The sequence below is a fragment of the Methylobacterium guangdongense genome, assembly GCF_038442355.1.
In the GTDB taxonomy this organism is placed as follows: domain Bacteria; phylum Pseudomonadota; class Alphaproteobacteria; order Rhizobiales; family Beijerinckiaceae; genus Methylobacterium; species Methylobacterium guangdongense.
This window is the reverse complement of record NZ_JBBXMX010000007.1, coordinates 124865-145105: the sequence shown is the minus strand read 5'-3', so window position 1 is coordinate 145105 and position 20241 is coordinate 124865. Positions and strand designations below refer to the sequence as shown.

Here is a 20241-nt window from a genome sequence, read left to right as displayed (position 1 = left end):
GGGCGGATCCGTTCGACCGGCGCGAACCGCGCCCCGTGAGCACCGGCGGTGCTGTTGGGCCGCAGCTTTCTCATCCGATGGTTGCGGATTCCTTGCCGACCGCCTGCGGCATGGGCGCCTCGGGTGACGATCGTCCGGCCCTCCTGCGCGCTACTGCCGCGCCGTACACCGCTTCGTGCCGCTCCCCGCCAGCTTCCGCGTCGCGAAGGTGAACACCGACCGCTCCTCAAGGGCGGCCGAGCCCGTGGTCTTCATGAAGCCGGCATAGCCCGGACAATTCCTGGGCGTCGGCTTGTCCTTGATCTGCCTCCAGAAGGTGAGCTCCGTGTCGTCGAACCGGAATTCCTCGCTCTGGCAGCCGGAACTCGGGCTGCAGCCCTCCTGCACCGAGTAGCCGACATCGAGGATCTTGCGCCCCGCCGGGACCTCGACGATCACGAGGTTCTGGTCCGGGCTGGTGCCCTCGTCGAGGATCAGGAGACCTCCGACGAGGGCGATGGTGCTGTAGGCGCTCCAGCCCTTCGCGTCGCTCGGGTCGTCGGCGCCCAGGACCCGGTCGCTCGGCCGCTGCTCCACGGCGCAATCGGCCTTGAGATCGGCGGTGCTCCTGCGCAGCCAGTACCGGCTGCCGACGGATTCGGTCTTCTCGGTCGCCAGCACCGTCGCGGCGGCGTTGCGGTAGCAGTGCCACGCCACCGTGGTGTCGGAGGCGGGCTCCGCCCGGACGGGGGCGACGGCAAGGCCCGCGATCAGGCCGAGCCCGATGATGCCTGCGGGGCGGGCGGCGCGCGGCCGCGACGGGGGGTGGAACGGCATCGTCGCCTCCTCGGATCGGGTCTCGGCGCCCGCATGCGCCGCGCCCCGGCGGCCGGGATCCTCCGGCCCGCCGGGAACAAGGGCCGGTGACCCGCCGGGGACACCGACCGGGGCGGCCTCAATCCTTGCGGATCAGGACCGGCTGGGCCCCCGCTTCGCCGAGGCCGAAATCGGCCAGCCTGTAGGACAGCTGGACGAAGCCGCCGTAGCGGTTGGTCTCGAACCTGATCGGGCTCGGCGACGACAGCGGGAAGGCCGCCTGCGCCTTGTCGGTCTGCATCCGCCAGTAGCGGCCGCCGACGCCGACGCTCACGGACGGCGTCAGGTCGTAGGAGACGATGCCCTCCAGGACGTAGCCGTCGCCCCGTCCCCCTTCGGGCCCCGGATTGATGTCCGGCCGGAGCCAGTGGCGGTCGACGCCGTCCACGGCCACGATCGGCAGGTAGGCGCCCTCCAGGCTGAGCCGGACCCGGTCGAACCGCGCCTCGCCGATCACGCCGACGCGCAGGGCGTTCCACTGCATGTTCTCGCCGAGGCCCTTGATGCCGTTCGGATTTGGTGGGTTGCAGATGCTGTTCGCGGCGACCTGCCGGCAGCCGTACCCGTTATACAGCTCGGAGAAATACTGGTACCCGAAGAAGCCCCCGAGCTTGAAGCCGTCCCGGCGCAGCAGATCGTAGCCGAAATCGACGGTGCCGTAGCTGATGTCGCCGTCCTTGATCGGGTGGAGCGTCTTCGAATAGGGCGTGAATCCAGGCGGGAAATCCTCGTCCGAGAGACGCCCGTCCGTGACGCCGCCCGTCCCGAGGAAGCCCTTGACGAACAGGCCCGTGGGCTTGTGCGCGAGCCGGGCGAAGCTCTCCCCGGCATGGGCCTGCGCGCCGCCGTAGATCAGGCGGGAATTCACCAGGGCCGGGTTGACGCTGTCTTTCAGCGTCTCGCGGGGGCTGCCGGAGCTGAAGACATAGCGCAGCCCGCCCTCGAACGCCCAGGTGGCGGGTCCGGCCGGTCCCGCCGGCGGCAGGTCGGGCAGCCCGGCCCCGAACCGGTAATTGAGGCCGGCCCGGGCCAGGAATCCGTCCGTCTTGACGCGGGTGCCGGCGCGATAGCCGGGCAGGTCTCCGGCCGTCTGACCGGGCACGACCGCCCGGGAGCCGAGATCGTAGTACAGACCCTCGACCTTCGCGGAGAGATGCTCGCTCACGGCGTGCTCGATGCCGGCGCCGACCACGTAGCCGACGCGCACCGCACCGCCGCGACCGTCGAACGAAGCCACCGGCGGCAGGTTCAAGCCGGAGCGCAGGACCAGGGACAGGTTGTTGTCGATCCGGACGTTGCCGACGGCCAAGCCGGCGGTCGCGTAGACCAGGGTCCGGTCGAGGGCGAAACCCAGCCTGCCGCGGACCGTCGCGAGGTCGTCCAGCCGCTGACCGAAATTGGCGACGCTGTCCGGGATGCTGGCGCCCCCGGCGGTCGAAAAGTCGCCCTGCTGTCGGCCGTAGCCCCAGAGGCGGGTGAACTGGTAATCCGCGGCGGCCCCGGCCACGAGGCCGAACGGCGCCTGCCAGGTGTAGCCGATCTCGCCGCCCCCGATGAAGCTGCCGTCCGAGGCGTGCCGCGACGGGAGGATCGGGCAGTCGCCAACGGCGCCCCCGGCCTGATCCGTGCAGAGGAAGCGTGTGGCGCTGCCGAGCGCACCGTACCCGGCGAACAGACCCGCATAGGGGCCCGACCACGTGACGGGCGGCGACAGGGCGAGATCCGGCTTGACGGGATCGGGCCCGGGCGCCCGGGGAAGATCCGCGGCGAGGGCGGTCTGCGACAGGAAGGCCAGAAGAAGTCCTGAACCAACGGTCCGCTGCATATCGTAAAAACCCCCCCCGGCGCGCGCGATTTTCGCGTCACGCCTCATCGTGCGCTACGGCTTCATGGTAAAAGAGCCGTTAAAATCGGGATCTCGATGGATGATGTTTCATCCCATGTGATCGGATCGCGATTGAGAGCAAGATATCTCGCTGGAATATGATTTTGTAAAGCGTCTTCTGTGTTTGTATAGGACTGTATTTTGCAAGATTTATATCAATTTATGACCTGATTAACCTCTTGGTTTGGATTGAATATTTGTATCATGGCAGTGTATTGTGTTGTGGCGACGGACGATGACGCGTCGTTCGCTTCGGCCGGGATATCGCTCCCGCGGATGACGATGCGGGGTGATGCGGGCCGGCATCACCGCCCGAGCCGAAATCGGCATCCCGGTTTCAAGCCTTGGAACCATCCCGGCGGCCCCCGGCTTCCTGAGCGAGCCCCGGATGGATGATCTTCCATTGCGCGCTCGTGGAGCATGTCCGTCCCCATCGGGGCGGCGAGAAAGGATTTTTCCGTGCGTCATTCGATCCTCACCGCGGCGCTGCTCGCCGCCCTCGGCGGCACCCTGGCGCTCCCGGCTTCCGCCGCCCCGCTCGCGCCCGCCGCCGTCGCGGCGCCCGCCGGCATGGTCTCGACCGTCCAGATGGACCGGATGGAGCGCCACATGATGCGCCGTCGCATGGAGCGCCGGATGATGCGCCACCGGATGGAGCGCCGGATGGAGCGTCACGAGATGCGCCGTGAGATGCGCCACCGCATGATGCACCGGATGTGAGCGAGACCCGCCGCGGGGCCTGCTCCGCGGCGGCCGCGATGGGGGCGGATTGGCGCTCCCGCCGCGGCCGAGCTGAGGCCAAGCCGGTCGAACCATTCCCGGCGCGACGCGTTTCAGCCCACCGAACGGAGGATGGGGAGGATTAAACCATGAAGGCACTTCTGACAGCGGCCGCAGTGACCATCGGTGTTCTGGGCGTCGTCGGCCCGGTCACGGCGCAGCCCCGCCCCTACGACGACGGATACGGCTATCGCGACCGCGGCTACCGGGATCGCGACTATGACGACCGGGACCGCGGCTACCGCGACCGGGACGATTACCGCGGCGGGCGCGCCGCCTACGGCTTCGACGAGCGCGAGTATCTCCGCTGCAACCCGGATGTCCGCCGCGCCGTGGCCAACGGCCAAATGGAATCCGGCGCCGCGCATTGGCGCGTGTTCGGGCGCAAGGAAGGCCGGCGGCTGAGCTGCTGATCGACGCCCGGTCGCGCTGAGTTCGAACGGATCGCCCCCGAGCCGCGGGGCCGTCGCCTGCGCGCAGTCATGATGGTTTGGCCAGGAAACCGTCCCCGATCGCACACCGATCGGGGACGGTTTCTGTTCGTGTGCCCTCACGAGTCGCGTCTCAGCCAAACGGACGGGCTCTGATCGGCGGATGTTCGAGCCGAGCGCGATCCCCTCAGGGCGCGGCCGCCCCGTCGCGGCAGATCAGGTGCTGGGGCGTGTCCTCGACGGGCGACTTCTGGGGCGCACCAGCCGCTCGCCGTGCCCGCGCCGCGCCGGGTCGAACCGCACCGGGCTTGGCGGCGTGACACGGACGACCCGGCTCAATATGCGTCTGCATCCGATCGGCCCGACGGATTGATGCAGGGCGCGCATTGATCGATCCAGCCTTTGGCTTTGACCTTCCGGTCAAAGGCTGCGCGTGATGGGGCGGACGGCGCGCAGACGCCCAAAGCCCCAGGGAAGGACTCGCGATGGACAGCCTCACCAACCGCTTCAAGGCGGCGCTTGCCGAAGGCCGCCAGCAGATAGGCCTGTGGTGCAGCCTCGCGAGCCCGATCTCGACCGAGATCGTCGCCGGGGCCGGGTTCGACTGGCTGCTCCTCGACATGGAGCACTCCGCCAACGACCTGCGGGACATCTACGTCCAGCTTCAGGCGATGATGGAGAACGCCACCAGCCCGGTGGTGCGGGTCCCGAGCGACGATCCCATCACCATCAAGCGCATCCTGGACGCCGGCGCCCAGTCGCTGATGATCCCCAACATCGACGATGCCGCCCAGGCCGAGCGGGTGGTCGCGGCGACCCGCTACGCCCCCCGGGGCATCCGCGGCTTCTCGCAGGCCCCCCGGGCCGCCCGGTTCGGCCGCATCCCGGACTACCACACCCGCAGCGAGTCCGAGATCTACGTGATCGTGCAGGTCGAGTCGCGCCGGGCCCTCGACAATCTGGACGCGATCGCCGCCGTCGAGGGCGTGGACGGCGTGTTCATCGGGCCCGGCGACCTGTCGACCAGCCTCGGCTATCTCGGCCAGCAGGGCCATCCGGAGGTGGTCCGCACCATCGAGGAGGCCGTCGGCCGGATCGTGAAGGCCGGCAAGCACGCCGGCATCCTGACCCCGAGCGAGGACCTGGCCAAGCGCTACATCGCGGCCGGCACCCGGTTCACCGCCGTGGGCTCGGATCTGGGCCTGCTCGCCCGCAACGCCGAGGCGCTGGCCGGGCGCTTCCGCTCCGCAAGCTGAGGGCACCCCGATGCAAGCCGAGATCGACGCTCCGACCCGTCCGCAAGCCGCCGGCGACGTGCCGCGCACGATCCGCCTGAGCGAGACCGACAACGTCGCCATCGTGGTCAACGCCTTCGGGCTGCCGGCCGGCACGGTGTTCCCGGACGGGCTGGAACTCGTCGAGTTCGTGCCGCAGGGCCACAAGGTGGCGCTCACCGACATCCCGGAGGGCGGGGAGGTCCGCCGCTACGGCGAGGTGGTGGGCATCGCCACGCAGGCGATGCCCCGGGGCGCCTGGGTCGAGGAATCCCGGGTCGCGACCCCCGTCGCCCCCGCCCTCGACGCCCTGGAGCACGCCACCCGGGTGCCGGCCCCCCTGCCCCCGCTGGAGGGCTACACCTTCGAGGGCTACCGCAACCCGGACGGGTCGGTCGGCACCAAGAACATCCTGGCGATCTCGATCAGCGTGCAATGCGTCGCCGGCACCCTCGACGTGGCGATCCGGCGGATCAAGCAGGAGCTGCTGCCGCGCTACCCGAACGTCGACGACGTGGTCGGCCTGACCCACGCCTATGGCTGCGGCGTCGCCATCAACGCCCCCGAGGCGGTGGTGCCGATCCGGACGCTCCAGAGCCTCGCGCAGAACCCGAATTTCGGCGGCGAGGTCATGGTCGTCGGCCTCGGCTGCGAGAAGCTCGTCTCGGAGCGCCTACTGCCGGATGCGGGCGCCGCCGGCGACGGGGTGGTGCGCCTGCAGGACGAGCGCCACCGGGGCTTCTCGGCGATGATCGACAGCATCCTGGCGATGGCCGAGGCCCGCCTGGAGGTGCTGAACCGGCGCACCCGCGAGACCTGCCCGGCCTCCGATCTGGTGGTCGGCCTGCAATGCGGCGGCAGCGACGCGTTCTCGGGGGTGACCGCCAACCCGGCGCTCGGCTTCGCGGCCGATCTGCTGGTCCGGTGCGGCGCCACCGTACTGTTCTCCGAGGTGACGGAGGTGCGCGACGCGATTCATCTCCTGACCCCGCGGGCGAAGAGTCCGGAGGTCGCCGAGGCCCTGATCCGCGAGATGGCGTGGTACGACGCCTATCTCGCCAAGGGCGAGGCCGACCGCCGGGCCAACCCGTCGCCCGGCAACAAGAAGGGCGGCCTCAACAACATCGTCGAGAAGGCCCTGGGCTCGGTCGCCAAGTCCGGCACCAGCGCCATTTCCGGCGTGCTGGCCCCCGGTGAACGCGTGCGCGAGAAGGGCCTGATCTTCGCCGCGACCCCGGCGAGCGACTTCGTCTGCGGCACGCTGCAGCTCGCCTCCGGCATCACCCTGCAGGTGTTCTCAACCGGTCGCGGCACGCCCTACGGCCTGGCCCAGGCGCCGGTGATCAAGGTCGCCACCCGGACGGAACTCGCCGAGCGCTGGTCCGACCTGATCGACCTCGATGCCGGCCGGATCGCCACCGGCGCAGCGACGATCGAGGCGGTCGGCTGGGAGCTGTTCCACCTGATCCTCGACGTGGCGAGCGGGCGCAAGCGCCCCTGGTCCGACCAGTGGGGGCTGTTCAACGACCTGACCCTGTTCAACCCGGCGCCGATCACCTGAGGCGTGCGGCCCTGACCGCCGGGCTTGGGCCGCCGGGCTTGGGCCGCCCGGATTGGGCCGCCGGGCATGCGCCCCGCGGCGTCGTCAGCTTGGCTGGGTTCTGCTAGGCAGCCGCCACTGCCATGCCGTTCGTGATTCCCTCCCTCCGCACCGTCCTGTTCCGCCTGCACTGGGCGCTCGGCCTCACGGCCGGCCTCGTGCTGGCGCTGATGGGCGTGACCGGGGCGCTGATGAGCTATGAGGAGGCGGTCACCGGTTTCGCCAACCACGACCGTCTGACGGTGACGGCTGGTGACCGGCAGGCGTTGCCGCCCGCCGCCCTGGCGGCGCGGATCGCCGCGCAGGCCGGGTTTCCGGTGAACGGCCTGACCCTGTCGGACGACCCGGCGGCGAGCGTCTTCGTCCGCTTCGCCCGCGACCCCGCGACCCGCGAACGGCCGCCCTCGGTCTATGCCGACCCCTATGACGGCACGGTGCTCGGCCCGGTGCGGCTGGAGGGGGCGTTCACCACGGTGCGGGACCTGCACCGCTGGCTGCTGCTCCCCGGCGGCTCCAAGGGCTGGGGCCGCACCATCACGGGCGCCTGCGTGCTGGCGCTCCTCGTCTTCCTGGGGACCGGCCTCTACCTGCGCTGGCCCAAGATCCACCGCTGGCGGGTCTGGCTGAAGCCGAGCCTGTCCCGGCCGGGCCGGGCGCGCTGGTGGTCGCTCCACGCCGTGGCGGGGACGTGGCTGATACCGGTCTACGGCGTCATGGCGCTGACGGGGCTGACATGGTCCTACCCGTCCTTCAAGGACGGCGCCGCGTGGCTGCTGGTGGGCGAGCGGGCGGCGGCGAAGCCGATGCGCGCCGCCGGCCGCCGGGTTGCCCCCGAGGCGGCGGTCGACGCATCCGGGCCAGCCGCGGTCGACCGGGCCTGGGCGGCGTTCCGGGCCGGCGAGGGGCACGCGGCGGGCACCGCGATCCTGACCCTGCCGAGCCCCGACGCGAAGGCGATCCGGATCCGCTGGCTGCCGAAGGGCGTCGATGACCTGAGTGCCCGCAACGAGGCCCGCTACGACGCCGCCACCGGCGCGCTGCTGGCGGCCGAGCGCGCCGCCGACACGCCGCTGGGCAAGCGCCTCATGGACAACATCCTGGAAGTCCATCGCGGCCGCTTCTTCGGCGGCCTGGTCGCCCTGCTGTTCTGCCTCGCGGCGCTCGCCATGCCGGGCTTCGCGGCGACCGGCCTGACGCTTTACGTCCTGCGCCGCCGGGCGGCTGCCCGGCGCCGGCCGGAGGCCGTGCGGACGACCCTGCACGCGGCCAATCCTTGAGCGGTATTCGCGGCTGAGATCACCCTGGCCCAAACGGGCGGGATCTCAGAGGGCTCAGCCCCTTCGAGGGGGCAGCCCAGCCCGTGGGCTCCGGGGGTTCGCACATCCATGCCCGGACAGGGGGAGCGCCAGCGGCACGGATCGATCCGGCATGAAGGGACGGGGCGGAACCCCTGCGAAAGCCCGAACATCCGAGGTTCGGGTCGAAGACACGCTCCGCGCCGAGCCGGGGGCGACGTCGGCGCAGAGCGCTGCGTGATCCTTCAAACCGACGCGTACGCCGCTCAGCGCATGTGCCGGCGCATCATGTGGTGACGGCGGTGGTGCCGGTGCATCATGCGGTGGCGCGCCATCCGCGACTGCATCCGGGCGGTGCGGTGCATGCCGCCCATATTGCTGTTGCCCGTGGCGACGGCATTCCGGTCGAGGCCGTCGCCGGGGGCCGCCAGGGTCGGGCTGGCGGCGCCGACGACGAGGCCGAGCGCGAGCGTCGCGCCGAGGATGAGCTTGTTCATGATCTGATCGTTCTCCGCGACCCTGCGCCGCGACGACCGAACGGATTAGAATCCTTGCGGGTTCCGGGACCGAGCGTCGCGCCGCCTCACGGGTCCAGGCGGGCGGCGGACGTCGCCCCGCCCGCGGTGCGGGGGCCGGGCGGGGCGGAATCCCCATCCGGCGCGAGGGCGAACAGGGTGAGCCCCTCGGGCAGCACCGCCCGCGGCACCGGAACCGCCCGGACGCCGTCCGGCAACGTGCCGCCGAGCAGATCCAGAAAATCCCCCGAGGCGGCGAGTTCGAGATTGGCCGCCTTGGCCTGGGCCTCGATCCGCGACAGGGCGTTCATGGCCGGGCCCAGCACCGTGTATTCGGCCCGGACCCCGTCGTCGAACACCCCGACCAGCAGGTCGCCCGCGTGCAGGGCGACCACGACCCGCAGGGTGAACAGGCCCTCCGCGGCCCGCGCGTGATTGAGCGCCGCGATCCGGCGGCGCAGCGACAGGGCACAGGCGAGGGCCGCCCGCGCCTGCGCGTCGGGCCGGTCGACCACGAACTGCACCAGCACCGCGTCGCCGATATACTTGTCGACGATCCCGCCCGCCTCGGCCACCGCCGCCTGCGCGGCCGCCCGCACGGCGAGGAGCGCCGCCACCATGGTCTCCGGCGGGTGCTCGCCCGAGAGCCGGGAGAAGCCGCGGATATCGAGGATCATCAGGCAGGCGTGGCGCCGGTGGATGCCGAGCGCCGAGTCGCCATCCTCGGCCGACAGGTCGAGGGCGACCGCATCCGGCACGAAGCGCGCGAGCCGGGTCCGCTCGTGCTCCATGCGCAGGGCCCGCGCCACCGCCCCGCGCAGGCGGACCACCCCGTCCACCACCAGCAGGCCCGCCGCCGCGAAGGTGGCGAGGCCCGTGAGCTGCGCGGTCGGGAAGGTTTCTTCGTTCGGAAACAGCTCCGGATGCAGGAGCCCGATCAGGAAGGTCGCGCTCCAGCAGGCGCCGACGAGGCCGCAGAACACCACGGTCTGGGCCACCCGCATGCTCAGGCCGGTCTGGAGCAGGAGCAGGAACGCCGGCAGGCGGCTCACCGCATCGGCGCCGAGGCCCGCCCCGCCGCCGGCCAGCATGTGCTCGATCAGCACGTAGACGGCGAGCCCGGCATTGAGCCCGGTGCCGGCCCAGCTATAGGCCGAAGCCGCCGGCCCGCCGCCCCGCTCGCGCAGCCCGAACCAGACCGTGCCCAGGCCGTAGAGGGCCAGGATGAACCAATGGCTCAGGGCGTGCAGCGAGCCGTCATAGGCCTGGGCTGCCATCAGCAGCACCAGCACGATCACGATGCGCAGGCCGAGCAGGCGCAGGCCCCCGCCGGCCTGCATGGCGCGCAGCACCGCGTCCTCGTCCTGATCCGGCGGCACCGCGCGGCGCGCCACCGGCGCCCGCGCCGTCCGCAGGCCGGGGAGCGGCGGGGTGCCGGCGCGGCCCAAGGCCATCAGCCGCCCCGGCCGAGGCGCCGGGCCGCCGTGAACCGGTTGAGGAAGCGCGGCTCCTTCTCGGGGGCGATCCGCACCGCCAGATGCAGGGTGCCGTCAGCCTCCGACCGGCGGTCCAGGATCTCGGCGTTCTCGTAGAGCCAGTTCAGGGCCGCCCCGTCCTCCGGCGGCAGCGCCACCGCGAAGCTCGCCCGGTTGCGCCCGATCCGGGCCTCGATCCGGCTGGTGAGGGCGGCGAGCCCCTCCCCGGTCAGGGCCGAGACCAGGACCGGCGCGGCGCTGTCGCGGTCGTTGCGGGCCTTGCCCTGGCCGCTGAGGTTCAGGAGCCGGGTGCGCTCGTCGTCGTCGAGGAGGTCGGCCTTGTTCCAGACCTCGATGATCCGGTCTGCGCTGGTCTCGATGCCGAGTTCGCGCAGCACCTCCCCGACATCCTCGGCCTGGGCCTCGGAATCCACGTGGGAGACGTCGCGCACGTGCAGCAGCACGTCGGCCTCGATGGCGTCCTCCAGGGTCGCCCGGAAGGCCGCGATCAGCGGGGTCGGCAGGTCGGAGATGAAGCCCACCGTGTCGGACAGGATGACGGTTTCGCCGTGGGGCAGCTTGGTCGCCCGGGCGGTGGGGTCGAGGGTGGCGAACAGCATGTCCTTGGCGACGACCTCGGCGCGGGTCAGCGTGTTGAACAGGCTCGATTTTCCGGCGTTCGTGTAGCCCACCAGCGCCACGATCGGATAGGGCACCCGCGCCCGGCTCTGCCGGTGCAGGCCGCGGGTGCGCACCACCGCGTCGAGGTCGCGCTCGATCCGGGTCATGCGCTCCTGGATCATGCGCCGGTCGGCCTCGATCTGGGTCTCGCCGGGGCCGCCCAGGAAGCCGAAGCCACCGCGCTGCCGCTCCAGGTGGGTCCAAGAGCGCACGAGGCGCGACTTCTGATAGGCGAGGTGGGCGTGCTCGACCTGGAGCGTGCCCTCCCGCGTGGAGGCGCGGCGGCCGAAGATCTCCAGGATCAGGCCGGTGCGGTCGATGACCTTGGCGCCCCAGGCCTTCTCGAGGTTGCGCTGCTGCACAGGCGAGAGGGCGCAGTCCATCACCACGAGGCCGATCTCCCGGGCGCGGATCAGGCCGGCGATCTCCTCGACGCGACCCTTGCCGAGATAGGTCGAGGGGCGGATTCGCGGCAGGCTGATCGCGAGGCTCTCGACCACGTCGAGCTCGATCGCGGCGGCGAGGCCGGTGGCCTCGTCGAGGCGCGCCTCCACGGAGCGGGTGGGCGCGGCCTGTCCCGGGCCAGTCCCGTAGGCGCCGCGCGCGAGATAGGGGCCGATCACCAGGGTGTGGGTCGCCGCGGCGATCTCGCCCTCGGGGGCGGCCTGCGCCTGGAGGCGGGCTTCGCCGGACGTCAGCGTTTCGGTCATACGGCCTTTGTGGCGCCGACGGGGCCGGCGGCTTCGTTCGAGAACTCGGACTCGTCAGAATGGGGATTCGGACGGGCCGGGCCAAGATGCCAGCCGGTTACCGCCGCAGAGATCCGCACCGCGCGAGCGGCTCCGCGTCGCCCCCTTCAAATAGAGGGGGAAGGGAGACGCTCCGTCCGAACCGGCCCTACCCTATCGAACCGCTCACGCCTTTTCGGCGGTCTCGTCCGGCTCGAACAACTGCACCGGGTGGCCGGGCATGATCGTCGAGATCGCGTGCTTGTAGACCAGCTGCGAGTGGCCGTCCCGGCGCAGCAGCACGCAGAAGTTGTCGAACCAGGTGACGACACCCTGCAGCTTGACGCCGTTGACCAGGAAGATCGTCAGCGGAATCTTGTTCTTGCGGACATGGTTGAGAAAGGTGTCCTGAAGGTTCTGTGCGCGTTCGCCCGCCATCTTCTTGGCCTTCTTGTTGTCCCGGCGTTCTCGGCCTGGGATGGGTATGCCGCGGGCCGGATCGTCCGATCACCCTGTCCGCGGCCGTGTATACAACATGACGTCGTCAAAGCGTGGGCGCAAGCAACCCCGTACCCAGCCGATCCGTGACGGATCGGCGTCGCTCTCAACGCGTCCATTTGCCCTAAGGCATCGCCCCGGACATTGGAATCGCGCGGCTGCTCCAAGTCCGAGGTTGTCCATCGGGGCTTTTCGGGAGCCTACGACAACCGTTCGGAATCGGCCCATGAGCCCACCGGGTGGCGCGCGTCCTGAGACCGCGCCGGCTTCTCTCCCCGGCGGCCGAGGACGCCCCGCCGGCTTACGGGCCGATCCCGAGGGACTTCAACTTGCGGTGCAGGGCCGAGCGCTCCATGCCGATGAACTCGGCGGTGCGCGAGATGTTGCCCGAGAACCGGGCGATCTGCGCCACGAGGTACTCGCGCTCGAAGATTTCGCGGGCCTCCCGGAGCGCGAGGCTCATCAGCTTCTCGCCGCCCGCGCCGCCCGGCGTCGTCGGCACCAGGGCGCCGATCTCGGAGGGCAGCATCTCGGAGGTGACCTCCTGCTCCGGATCGGCCTGGGTCAGGATCATCAGCCGCTCGACGTTGTTCTTGAGCTGGCGGACATTGCCCGGCCAGTTGTGCGACTGCAGCACCGCCATCGCGTCCTCGGCGATCCGGCGCTTGGGCAGGCCGGTCTGGGACGAGATGTTGTCCATGAAGAACTGGATCAGCTCGGGCACGTCCTCCCGGCGCTCCGACAGGGCCGGCACCCGGATCGGCACCACCGACAGGCGGTGGAACAGGTCCTCGCGGAACCGGCCGGCGGCGATCTCTTCCTGGAGATCCCGGGAGGACGAGGAGATGATCCGAACATCCACGTGGACCCGCGTCGTGCCGCCGACCCGCTGGAAATTCTGATCGACGAGGACGCGCAGGATCCGGTTCTGGGTCTCCCGCGGCATGTCGGCGACCTCGTCGAGGTAGAGGGTGCCGCCATGGGCCTCCTCAAGGGCGCCGACCCGCCGGCCGCTCTCGCCCTCGACGCCGAACAGCTCGGCCTCCATGGTCTCGGGCAGGATCGCGGCGGCGTTCAGGAGCACGAACGGGCCGTTCGACCGCGCCGAGGCCTTGTGCAGGCTGCGCGCCGCCAGTTCCTTGCCCGCGCCCAGCGCCCCGGTGATCATCACCCGGGCGTTGGTCGGCGCCACCCGGTCGAGGGTCTGGCGCAGCTGGTTGATCGCGAGGGAGCCGCCGACGATCCGGTTGGTGGCGCCGGAGCGCGCCGTCAGGTCGCGGACCTCCCGCCGGAGCCGGGAGGCCTCCAGCGCCCGCTCGGCCACCAGGATCAGCCGGTCGGCCTTGAACGGCTTCTCGATGAAGTCGTAGGCGCCCGCCTTGATGGCCGAGACCGCGGTCTCGATGTTGCCGTGGCCCGAGATCATCACCACCGGCAGGTCGGGGTTGGCCGCCTTGATGAGGTCGAGCACCTGCAGGCCGTCGAGCCGGGAGCCCTGCAGCCAGATGTCGAGGAAGACGAGGTGCGGCCGGCGCGCCTCGATGGCGGCCAGCGCCTCGTCCGAGCCGCCGGCCGTGCGGCAGCGGTGGCCCTCGTCGTCCAGGATCCCGGCGACGAGGTCGCGGATGTCGGCCTCGTCGTCGACGATCAGGATATCGGCGCTCATGCGTGCATCTCCGCGATCCGGGGGGCCGTCGGTGCGGCGCCCTTCTCCTCTGTCGTGACGGGTCGTGTTCCAGACGGTGCCGCGGCCGGCTCGGGTCCGTGCTCGCGCGGGACCCGCATCCGCACCTGGCCGCCGCGGCCGGCGGGATTGTCGTTCAGCTCGATCCCGCCGCCGTGCTCCTCAAGCACCTTGCTGACGATAGCAAGCCCCAGCCCGGTCCCACCCTCGCGGGTGGTCATGTAGGGCTCGAGCAGGCGCTGGCGGCCCTCGGCGGGGAAGCCCTTGCCGTTGTCGGTGACGGATATCACCGCGAACCCGTCCTCGACGGCGAGGCTCAGGGAGATCTTGCCCTTGCCGAGCTCGGCCTCCGGCACCTCGGCCACCGCCTCGACGGCGTTCTTGAGGATGTTGGTGATCACTTGGCTGAGCAGCCTGATGTCGAAGGCCGCCACGATCTTCTCCGCGCTCCCCGCACCGCCCTGGGCCGAGAACGCGAAGTCGATGTCGGGGTGCGCCACGCGCATCATGAACAGGTTCTGCTTGGCGATCTCGGTGAGGTCGTTCGGCGCGATCGCGGGCTTGGGCATCCGCGCGAAGGCCGAGAACTCGTCGACCATGCGCTTGATCTCGTCCACCTGCCGCACGATCGTGGCGGTGCACTGGTCGAACACCTCCTTGTCGGCGGTGATGACCTTCCCGTACTTGCGCCGGATCCGCTCGGCCGAGAGCTGGATCGGGGTCAGCGGGTTCTTGATCTCGTGGGCGATCCGGCGGGCGACGTCGCCCCAGGCGGAGCTGCGCTGCGCCTGGACGAGGTCGGTGATGTCGTCGAGCGTCACCACCCAGCCGCGGGACGATCCTTGCGCCTGCTCGCTCGTGACCCGCACCGTGATGGTGCGCTCGCCGCGCGAGCGGGTGAGCTGGATCTGCTGCTGCTGCAGGCTGCGCGGGCGGGCCTCGCTCTCGGCGAGCACGGGGGCGAGTTCCGGCACCGCCTGGGCCAGCGGCTGGCCGACCAGGGCGTCGCTCGCCAGATCGAGCATCCGCTCGGCGGCCGGGTTGGCGATGGTGACGAAGCCCGCCGCGTCGAGGCCGATCACCCCGGGGGAGACCCCCGACAGCACGGCCTCGGTGAAGCGGCGGCGGGTGTCGATAAGGTCGCTCGCCGCGATCAGGCCGGCGTGCTGGCGGCGCAACTCCTGGGTCATCTTATTGAAGCTCTCGCCGAGATGGGCGAGGTCGCCGCTGGTCTTCTTGGTCGGCACCTGGGCGTAGAAATTGCCCGAGGCGACCTGATCGGCGGCGTTGATCAGCCGCCGGATCGGGGCCACGAACCGGTTGGCGAAGTTCATGCCGAACCACACCGCCGAGAGCAGCGCGATCAGGGCGATCAGCAGGAACACCGACGCGAAGGTGATCTGGATCGAGCGGCGCAGCGAATCGTAGGTGAGGTACTCGGCCGCCGCCGCCCGGGAGACGCCGGGGAAGTCGATGGCGAGCTGGCTCACCTCCCGCTGCACCATCAGCACGGCGTCGTCATAGGCCGGCATCCGCACCAGGGCGGCGAAGACCCGCCCCTCGGTGGGCAGCAGGCAGATCGGATCGGCCGAACTCGCCGCGTCCTCGAAGGCCGCCGCCGAGGGCAGGCGGTTGGTCTTGAGGACGTCGATCTTGGCCCGGGCCACCACCTCGGTGGGCCCCCGCATAATCTGGGCGACCGGCAGGCCGAGATTGGTCGCCCGGGTCGTCAGGAAGTTCTGGAACCAATCGCGGTTCACGTCGAAGTTCGGCCGGGCGCGGGTCAGGTCGTCGGCGAGGATCCGGATCTCCCGGGCGAGGCTCTGGCACTGGTTCTCCTGGTAGGCGTCGGCCACCTCCACGGATTTGAGCACCACGTCGCGGACCCGGTCGGTGAAGCCGAGCGACAGGCCGCGGTCGATGGTCACGGAGGCGACCACCGCGAGCAGGATCGTGGGCAGGATCGCGATCAGCGAGAACAGGCCGACGATGCGGGTGTGCAGGCGCGCCACCGCGGCATTGGCCTTGCGGGCGTGCAGGAAGACCCGCGCCTCCCAGGCGATGATGAAGACGAGGCTCAGCACCAGGGCGGCGTTGATGCCGAGGAGCGTCACCCCGTAGGCGGGCGTCGGGGTCACACGGATCACGCCGGCCAGGATCAGGAAGGTCGCGAGCGCCGAGACCAGGGCGGTGACCACCACGGCCGCGCCGATCCAGCCCGGGCCGCGGGGCCCCGGCCGCAGCGACTCGGCCAGAGCCGCGTCCGGACCGGCGCCCTCGCCCGGCCCTTCCGGGTCCGGCACGGGGCCTTCCTCTGTGGGTGAGCGCTGCAGGAACGGCATGACTGGTGCAGGGCCACAACAGTGTGGCGGAATTAATACGAATCGCCCCGGTTGACCACGCGCTCAGGTTGAATTTGTCACGGGTTTGCCACCGCACGACAATCGCGGCCGGGTGGACATTCGGGTGGCGACTCGGGCGGCCCCGGACGTAATCCGACGTGCGTCGCCGCAGGCCGCGCGGGGGAGGAAGATGTGGGGATGACGGGCGTTTCCCCGGATGCCGCAATCCGGGTCGGCCTGATCGGTTACGGCTATGCCGGCCGGACGTTTCACGCGCCCCTGATCCGTGCCGTCCCGGGGCTCGACCTGCGGCTGATCGGCTCGCGCGGTCCCGCCCGGGTCGCGGCCGACCTGCCCGGTGTGGTGGTCATCGCCGATCCATACGCGGTCGCCACCGCGGGGGCGGTCGATCTCGTGGTGATCGCGACCCCCAACGACACCCATGCCCCCCTGGCGCGGGCCGCGCTCGCGGCCGGCAAGCACGTCGTCGTCGACAAGCCCTTCACCCTCGATCTCGCGGAGGCCCGTGCGCTCCGTACCGAGGCCGGGCGCCGGAACCGGCTGCTCGGGGTGTTCCACAACCGCCGCTGGGACAGCGACTTCCTGACCGTCCGGGCCGCCATCGCGGACGGGCTCATCGGTCCGGTGCGGCATTGGGAATCGCATTTCGACCGGTTCCGCCCCCAGGTCCGCGACCGCTGGCGCGAGGGCGCGGGCCCCGGCGGCGGAATCTGGTACGATCTCGGGCCCCACCTCCTCGATCAGGCGCTCCTGCTGTTCGGCCTGCCCGAGCGTGTCACCGCCAACCTCGCGCGGCTCCGCCCCGGCGCGCGCGCCGATGACTGGGCCCATGTGGTGCTGGATTATCCGGATCTGCGGGTGGTGCTGCACGCGAGCATGCTGGTCGCCGGCGGATCGCCCCGCTTCCTGGCGCATGGCGAGGCGGGCAGCCTGATCAAGCGCGGCGCCGACCGCCAGGAGCAACAGCTGCTGGCCGGCCTCGCCCCCGGTGCGCCGGGATGGGGCGTGGATCCGGACGATCTGGAGCTTCACGACGGGACCGGGCGGGTGACGCATCGGCCGGCCGTGGCCGGGGATCAGCGCCGGTTCTACCGGGGCGTGGCCGCGTCGATCGGCGAGGGTGCGATCGACGACACCGCCGCGCTGGCGGCCGTCCGCGTGATGGCCTGTCTGGAGGCGGCCTTCACGTCCGCCCGGACGGGGGCGTCGGTCGCTCTGCCGCTCGCGCCGGACGAGCAGACGCCGTGATGGGGCGCGACCTTTGCGCACGCCCCGGCGGTCGTGCGCGCCGGCGCCGGCCGAACCCTTGACCCCGGCCATGGCGGCCCGTAACCCCGATCCCGGAGGCGAACGGGGTCTGGTGGCCCTCCTGGTCTTCAAAACCAGCGGTACGCCAACAGCGTACGGTGGGTTCGATTCCCATCCGCTTCCGCCAAGCTCCCGACCGCCCGGCCCGATACCGGAATCTTTATTGGTCTTGGGGCGACACACGCGGCAAAATCGGCAATTCTGAAGTATCGGAGCGGCGGCTCGTCCCGCTTCTCCGCGCCGCATCGATCCCGCACTGGTGCCTCGTGACGAACCGGTCCGCCTCCCTCGCCCCGATCCCGTCGACACCCGGCCGCGAACCTTGAGGCCGGTCATGCTGGACAGGCTCGTCGCGCTCTTGCCGCCCGGCCTTCGCGAGGCGCTGCGCATCCCGGCCGCGCGGCTTTCCGTGGGCCGGGTGCAGCCCAAGCCGAGCCTGCTGCCGGATCTCGACGCGAAGCCCGCCCCGATGCCCGTCGTCGCGCCGCCGGCCGCCACGAACGACAATCCGCTCGGGTCCGTCCACGAGGCCGTGGAGCGGGACCTGCGCGCCAGCGGCCACCTGCGCTGAGCAGGGTCAGCGCCCGGCCGACCCGGGACGGTCGACCGCACCGGCCTCGACCCAGTGGCAGGCCGTGGTGGTCCGCAGGCTGGCGCAATCGTAGCTCTGGCCGCCGAGCGAGACCCTGTCGGCCAGGCCGGTGATGTCCCCCCGGGTCAGGACGCTGCAGCCGAGATGGTCCGCCTTCGGATCGGCCAGAAGCGCGGCCGCGGCCTGCGGGCCGCCGTGCATCAGCATCCGGTAATTGGCCAGCGACGGGCAGCCGATCACCGGCGGCCCGCCCCGCCGATCGGCGGCCTTGTCGGCGCCCTTATCGAGGACCTTGTCGAGGCCCTTGTCGGGGGCGCTCCGGTCGGGTCCGGCGCGGCCCGGCGCCCGGCCGCCCTGCTGGCCCAGGGCCGGCGGCGTCGCGAGCGCCGCCGCGAGGCCGAGCGCCACGAGGGGGAGGCGGAGAAATATGCGCGTCATGCGTCGCTCGTAGCACGACCGGCGGAGGGCGCGCGCGTCGCAGCGCCTGCGACGCGGGGACTGGCCGATCTCCGGATTGGCCGATCTCCGAACTTGCCGATCTCCGTACTTGCCGATCTCCGGGCTTGCGGCGGCGGCAGGGCTCGGATGCGGCGTTCAGGCTTGACCGCAGGCGCGCCATTTGCGAGCGCCGCGGTTGCGTTCAGGATGGTCGAGCGGGGAGGAACAGCCATGACGACGGCGATCGACAGCGACCAGAAGCTGCATTTGGTCTTCGGCGGCGAATTGCAGGATCTCGACGGGATCCGCTTCCGGGACATCGCGAATCTCGACATCGTCGGCATCTTCCCGGACTACGCCTCGGCGCAGGCCGCATGGCGGGCCAAGGCGCAGGCCACCGTGGACAGCGCGCAGACCCGCTATTTCGTGGTCCACCTGCACCGGCTGCTGGAGCCGCCGACCGTCTGAGCGCGCACGGGCCGCCGAATCGGATCCCGGTTCGGCGCCCGACCGGCGCCTCGAAATCGGACCTCGGCGCCGCTGCCGATCGGGAGCGGCGCCCCGCGCAGCCTGTGTGCGGCATCGGTGAGGACTGCGTGAAGGCATTGTGACACTTCCGGCCCGCTGCTAAGAGCCTCGCCCGTCATCGGATTGTGCCGGTCCGTCGCGGGCCGGCCTTCGAAGCGCGGCGGGCAGCCCGGCCGCGCGTGAGCGGCCGCCCATGAAGTCCTCCTCATGAAATCCTCGATCAAGATCGTCGCCGGGAATGCCAGCCGGCCCCTGGCCGAGGCGATCGCGGCCTATCTCGAGCTGCCGCTCGCCAAGTGCATGGTCCGGCGCTTCGCCGACATGGAGATCTTCGTCGAGCTCCAGGAGAACGTGCGCGGCGAGGACGTGTTCATCGTCCAGTCGACCTCGTTCCCGGCGAACGACCACCTGATGGAGCTGCTGATCATGATCGACGCCGCGCGCCGGTCCTCGGCCCGGCGCATCACGGCGGTGATCCCGTATTTCGGCTATGCCCGGCAGGACCGGCGCACCTCGGGCCGCACCCCGATCTCGGCCAAGCTGGTGGCGAACCTGATCACGGAGGCCGGCGCCGACCGGGTGCTGACCCTCGATCTCCACGCCGGCCAGATTCAGGGCTTCTTCGACATCCCGACCGACAACCTGTTCGCCGCCCCCGTGATGGTGCGCGACATCAAGGAGCGGCTGCCGAGCGGGGACCGCATGGTGGTCTCCCCCGATGTCGGCGGCGTGGTCCGGGCGCGGGCCATCGCCAAGCGGATCGACTGCCCGCTGGCCATCGTCGACAAGCGCCGGGAGCGCCCGGGCGAGTCGGAGGTGATGAACATCATCGGCGAGGTCGAGGGCCGCTCCTGCATCCTCGTCGACGACATCGTCGATTCGGGCGGCACCCTGGTCAACGCCGCCGAGGCTTTGCTCAACGCCGGCGCCAAGGACGTCTCGGCCTACATCACCCACGGGGTCCTGTCGGGCGGCGCGGTCTCGCGCATCGCCGCCTCGCGGATGAAGGAACTGGTGATCACCGATTCGATCCAGCCGACCCAGGCGGTGAAGCTCGCCCGCAACATCCGGGTGGCCACCATCGCGCCGCTGCTCGGCGAGGCGATCGGCCGGACCGCGACGGAATCCAGCGTCTCCAGCCTGTTCGACTGAGCGCCTGAGGCGGACAGACGGGCGGGGTTTCGAAAGGGCGAGCCCTTTCGCAGGCCCAGGGCGGAGCCCTGGTGCCGGACGTCGCCCGGTGTCGAGCGGAGCGCGAGACAGTCAGGGCCTTGCCCCGACGACCCACCAAAGGGCTTCGGCCCTTTGGAA

At 71.0% G+C, this 20241-nt stretch carries 18 protein-coding genes and 1 tRNA gene; 10 read left to right on the top strand and 9 right to left on the bottom strand.

The genetic code is table 11. The features are described 5' to 3' along the window. Positions 1-150: 150 nt before the first annotated feature. Entirely contained in the window at positions 151-816 is a 666-nt protein-coding gene (locus tag AAHG09_RS15570) for a hypothetical protein (protein ID WP_342108316.1), read from the bottom strand. 118 nt (positions 817-934) lie between these two features. Further along, the gene (locus AAHG09_RS15565) at positions 935-2680 is read right to left on the bottom strand and encodes an outer membrane beta-barrel protein (protein ID WP_342108315.1); all 1746 of its coding nucleotides are present in this window, start codon (positions 2678-2680) and stop codon (positions 935-937) included. Positions 2681-3199: 519 nt separating this feature from the next. Here AAHG09_RS15565 and AAHG09_RS15560 point away from each other — a divergent pair. The 5 genes from AAHG09_RS15560 (at position 3200) to AAHG09_RS15540 (ending at position 8102) form a co-directional block, all read left to right on the top strand. Continuing rightward, complete coding sequence (locus AAHG09_RS15560; RefSeq protein WP_342108314.1) at positions 3200-3460, top strand: hypothetical protein; 261 nt, start codon at positions 3200-3202, stop codon at positions 3458-3460. Between the two features lie 149 nt (positions 3461-3609). Continuing rightward, positions 3610-3933, top strand: coding sequence for a hypothetical protein (locus AAHG09_RS15555; RefSeq protein ID WP_342108313.1), 324 nt, complete (start codon positions 3610-3612; stop codon positions 3931-3933). A gap of 503 nt (positions 3934-4436) precedes the next feature. Continuing rightward, positions 4437-5207 (top strand): HpcH/HpaI aldolase family protein, encoded by a 771-nt coding sequence (locus AAHG09_RS15550; protein WP_342108312.1) that lies wholly within the window; start codon positions 4437-4439, stop codon positions 5205-5207. Between the two features lie 10 nt (positions 5208-5217). Next, positions 5218-6786 carry a galactarate dehydratase gene (gene garD, locus AAHG09_RS15545; protein WP_342108311.1) on the top strand — a complete coding sequence of 523 codons (1569 nt, stop codon included), beginning with the start codon at positions 5218-5220 and terminating at the stop codon, positions 6784-6786. Positions 6787-6908: 122 nt separating this feature from the next. After that, on the top strand, positions 6909-8102 hold the full coding sequence (locus AAHG09_RS15540) for a PepSY-associated TM helix domain-containing protein (protein ID WP_342108310.1): 1194 nt from the start codon (positions 6909-6911) through the stop codon (positions 8100-8102). A 284-nt stretch (positions 8103-8386) separates the two neighbouring features. On the opposite strand, the gene AAHG09_RS15535 is transcribed toward AAHG09_RS15540, so the two are convergent. From AAHG09_RS15535 to AAHG09_RS15510, 6 genes are all read right to left on the bottom strand, one after another. Then, positions 8387-8617: a hypothetical protein gene (locus AAHG09_RS15535; RefSeq protein WP_342108308.1), complete on the bottom strand. Its 231-nt coding sequence runs from the start codon at positions 8615-8617 to the stop codon at positions 8387-8389. An 86-nt stretch (positions 8618-8703) separates the two neighbouring features. Next, positions 8704-10089, bottom strand: coding sequence for an adenylate/guanylate cyclase domain-containing protein (locus tag AAHG09_RS15530; protein WP_342108307.1), 1386 nt, complete (start codon positions 10087-10089; stop codon positions 8704-8706). After that, entirely contained in the window at positions 10089-11501 is a 1413-nt protein-coding gene (gene hflX / locus AAHG09_RS15525; protein WP_342108306.1) for a GTPase HflX, read from the bottom strand. The genes AAHG09_RS15530 and hflX overlap by 1 nt, the downstream gene beginning before the upstream one ends. 204 nt (positions 11502-11705) lie before the next feature. Next, positions 11706-11957 carry an RNA chaperone Hfq gene (gene hfq, locus AAHG09_RS15520; RefSeq protein ID WP_007563033.1) on the bottom strand — a complete coding sequence of 84 codons (252 nt, stop codon included), beginning with the start codon at positions 11955-11957 and terminating at the stop codon, positions 11706-11708. A gap of 361 nt (positions 11958-12318) precedes the next feature. Beyond that, the gene (gene ntrX / locus AAHG09_RS15515; protein WP_342108305.1) at positions 12319-13683 is read right to left on the bottom strand and encodes a nitrogen assimilation response regulator NtrX; all 1365 of its coding nucleotides are present in this window, start codon (positions 13681-13683) and stop codon (positions 12319-12321) included. Beyond that, a complete protein-coding gene (locus AAHG09_RS15510) occupies positions 13680-16043 on the bottom strand; it encodes a sensor histidine kinase NtrY-like (protein WP_342108304.1) in 2364 nt (787 codons plus the stop codon). The genes ntrX and AAHG09_RS15510 overlap by 4 nt, the downstream gene beginning before the upstream one ends. 198 nt (positions 16044-16241) lie before the next feature. On the opposite strand from AAHG09_RS15510, the gene AAHG09_RS15505 reads away from it, so the two are divergent. The 3 genes from AAHG09_RS15505 (at position 16242) to AAHG09_RS15495 (ending at position 17943) form a co-directional block, all read left to right on the top strand. Continuing rightward, entirely contained in the window at positions 16242-17312 is a 1071-nt protein-coding gene (locus AAHG09_RS15505) for an oxidoreductase (protein ID WP_342108303.1), read from the top strand. A 94-nt stretch (positions 17313-17406) separates the two neighbouring features. After that, positions 17407-17499, top strand: a tRNA-Sec gene (locus AAHG09_RS15500). Between the two features lie 207 nt (positions 17500-17706). Beyond that, entirely contained in the window at positions 17707-17943 is a 237-nt protein-coding gene (locus AAHG09_RS15495) for a hypothetical protein (RefSeq protein WP_342108302.1), read from the top strand. Positions 17944-17949: 6 nt separating this feature from the next. On the opposite strand, the gene AAHG09_RS15490 is transcribed toward AAHG09_RS15495, so the two are convergent. After that, positions 17950-18402 (bottom strand): hypothetical protein, encoded by a 453-nt coding sequence (locus tag AAHG09_RS15490; RefSeq protein ID WP_342108301.1) that lies wholly within the window; start codon positions 18400-18402, stop codon positions 17950-17952. A 231-nt stretch (positions 18403-18633) separates the two neighbouring features. Here AAHG09_RS15490 and AAHG09_RS15485 point away from each other — a divergent pair, with 231 nt between their 5' ends. Continuing rightward, a complete protein-coding gene (locus tag AAHG09_RS15485; RefSeq protein ID WP_342108300.1) occupies positions 18634-18870 on the top strand; it encodes a DUF4170 domain-containing protein in 237 nt (78 codons plus the stop codon). A gap of 267 nt (positions 18871-19137) precedes the next feature. Beyond that, complete coding sequence (locus AAHG09_RS15480; protein ID WP_342108298.1) at positions 19138-20082, top strand: ribose-phosphate pyrophosphokinase; 945 nt, start codon at positions 19138-19140, stop codon at positions 20080-20082. Positions 20083-20241: the final 159 nt, after the last annotated feature.

Bases quoted from the DNA above. Each gene is read 5' to 3' on its own strand.
- AAHG09_RS15570 (WP_342108316.1), bottom strand. From the start codon at position 816: ATGCCGTTCCACCCCCCGTCGCGGCCGCGCGCCGCCCGCCCCGCAGGC.
- AAHG09_RS15565 (WP_342108315.1), bottom strand. From the start codon at position 2,680: ATGCAGCGGACCGTTGGTTCAGGACTTCTTCTGGCCTTCCTGTCGCAG.
- AAHG09_RS15555 (WP_342108313.1), top strand. From the start codon at position 3,610: ATGAAGGCACTTCTGACAGCGGCCGCAGTGACCATCGGTGTTCTGGGC.
- AAHG09_RS15550 (WP_342108312.1), top strand. From the start codon at position 4,437: ATGGACAGCCTCACCAACCGCTTCAAGGCGGCGCTTGCCGAAGGCCGC.
- garD (WP_342108311.1), top strand. From the start codon at position 5,218: ATGCAAGCCGAGATCGACGCTCCGACCCGTCCGCAAGCCGCCGGCGAC.
- AAHG09_RS15540 (WP_342108310.1), top strand. From the start codon at position 6,909: ATGCCGTTCGTGATTCCCTCCCTCCGCACCGTCCTGTTCCGCCTGCAC.
- AAHG09_RS15535 (WP_342108308.1), bottom strand. From the start codon at position 8,617: ATGAACAAGCTCATCCTCGGCGCGACGCTCGCGCTCGGCCTCGTCGTC.
- AAHG09_RS15530 (WP_342108307.1), bottom strand. From the start codon at position 10,089: ATGGCCTTGGGCCGCGCCGGCACCCCGCCGCTCCCCGGCCTGCGGACG.
- hflX (WP_342108306.1), bottom strand. From the start codon at position 11,501: ATGACCGAAACGCTGACGTCCGGCGAAGCCCGCCTCCAGGCGCAGGCC.
- hfq (WP_007563033.1), bottom strand. From the start codon at position 11,957: ATGGCGGGCGAACGCGCACAGAACCTTCAGGACACCTTTCTCAACCAT.
- ntrX (WP_342108305.1), bottom strand. From the start codon at position 13,683: ATGAGCGCCGATATCCTGATCGTCGACGACGAGGCCGACATCCGCGAC.
- AAHG09_RS15510 (WP_342108304.1), bottom strand. From the start codon at position 16,043: ATGCCGTTCCTGCAGCGCTCACCCACAGAGGAAGGCCCCGTGCCGGAC.
- AAHG09_RS15505 (WP_342108303.1), top strand. From the start codon at position 16,242: ATGACGGGCGTTTCCCCGGATGCCGCAATCCGGGTCGGCCTGATCGGT.
- AAHG09_RS15495 (WP_342108302.1), top strand. From the start codon at position 17,707: ATGCTGGACAGGCTCGTCGCGCTCTTGCCGCCCGGCCTTCGCGAGGCG.
- AAHG09_RS15490 (WP_342108301.1), bottom strand. From the start codon at position 18,402: ATGACGCGCATATTTCTCCGCCTCCCCCTCGTGGCGCTCGGCCTCGCG.
- AAHG09_RS15485 (WP_342108300.1), top strand. From the start codon at position 18,634: ATGACGACGGCGATCGACAGCGACCAGAAGCTGCATTTGGTCTTCGGC.
- AAHG09_RS15480 (WP_342108298.1), top strand. From the start codon at position 19,138: ATGAAATCCTCGATCAAGATCGTCGCCGGGAATGCCAGCCGGCCCCTG.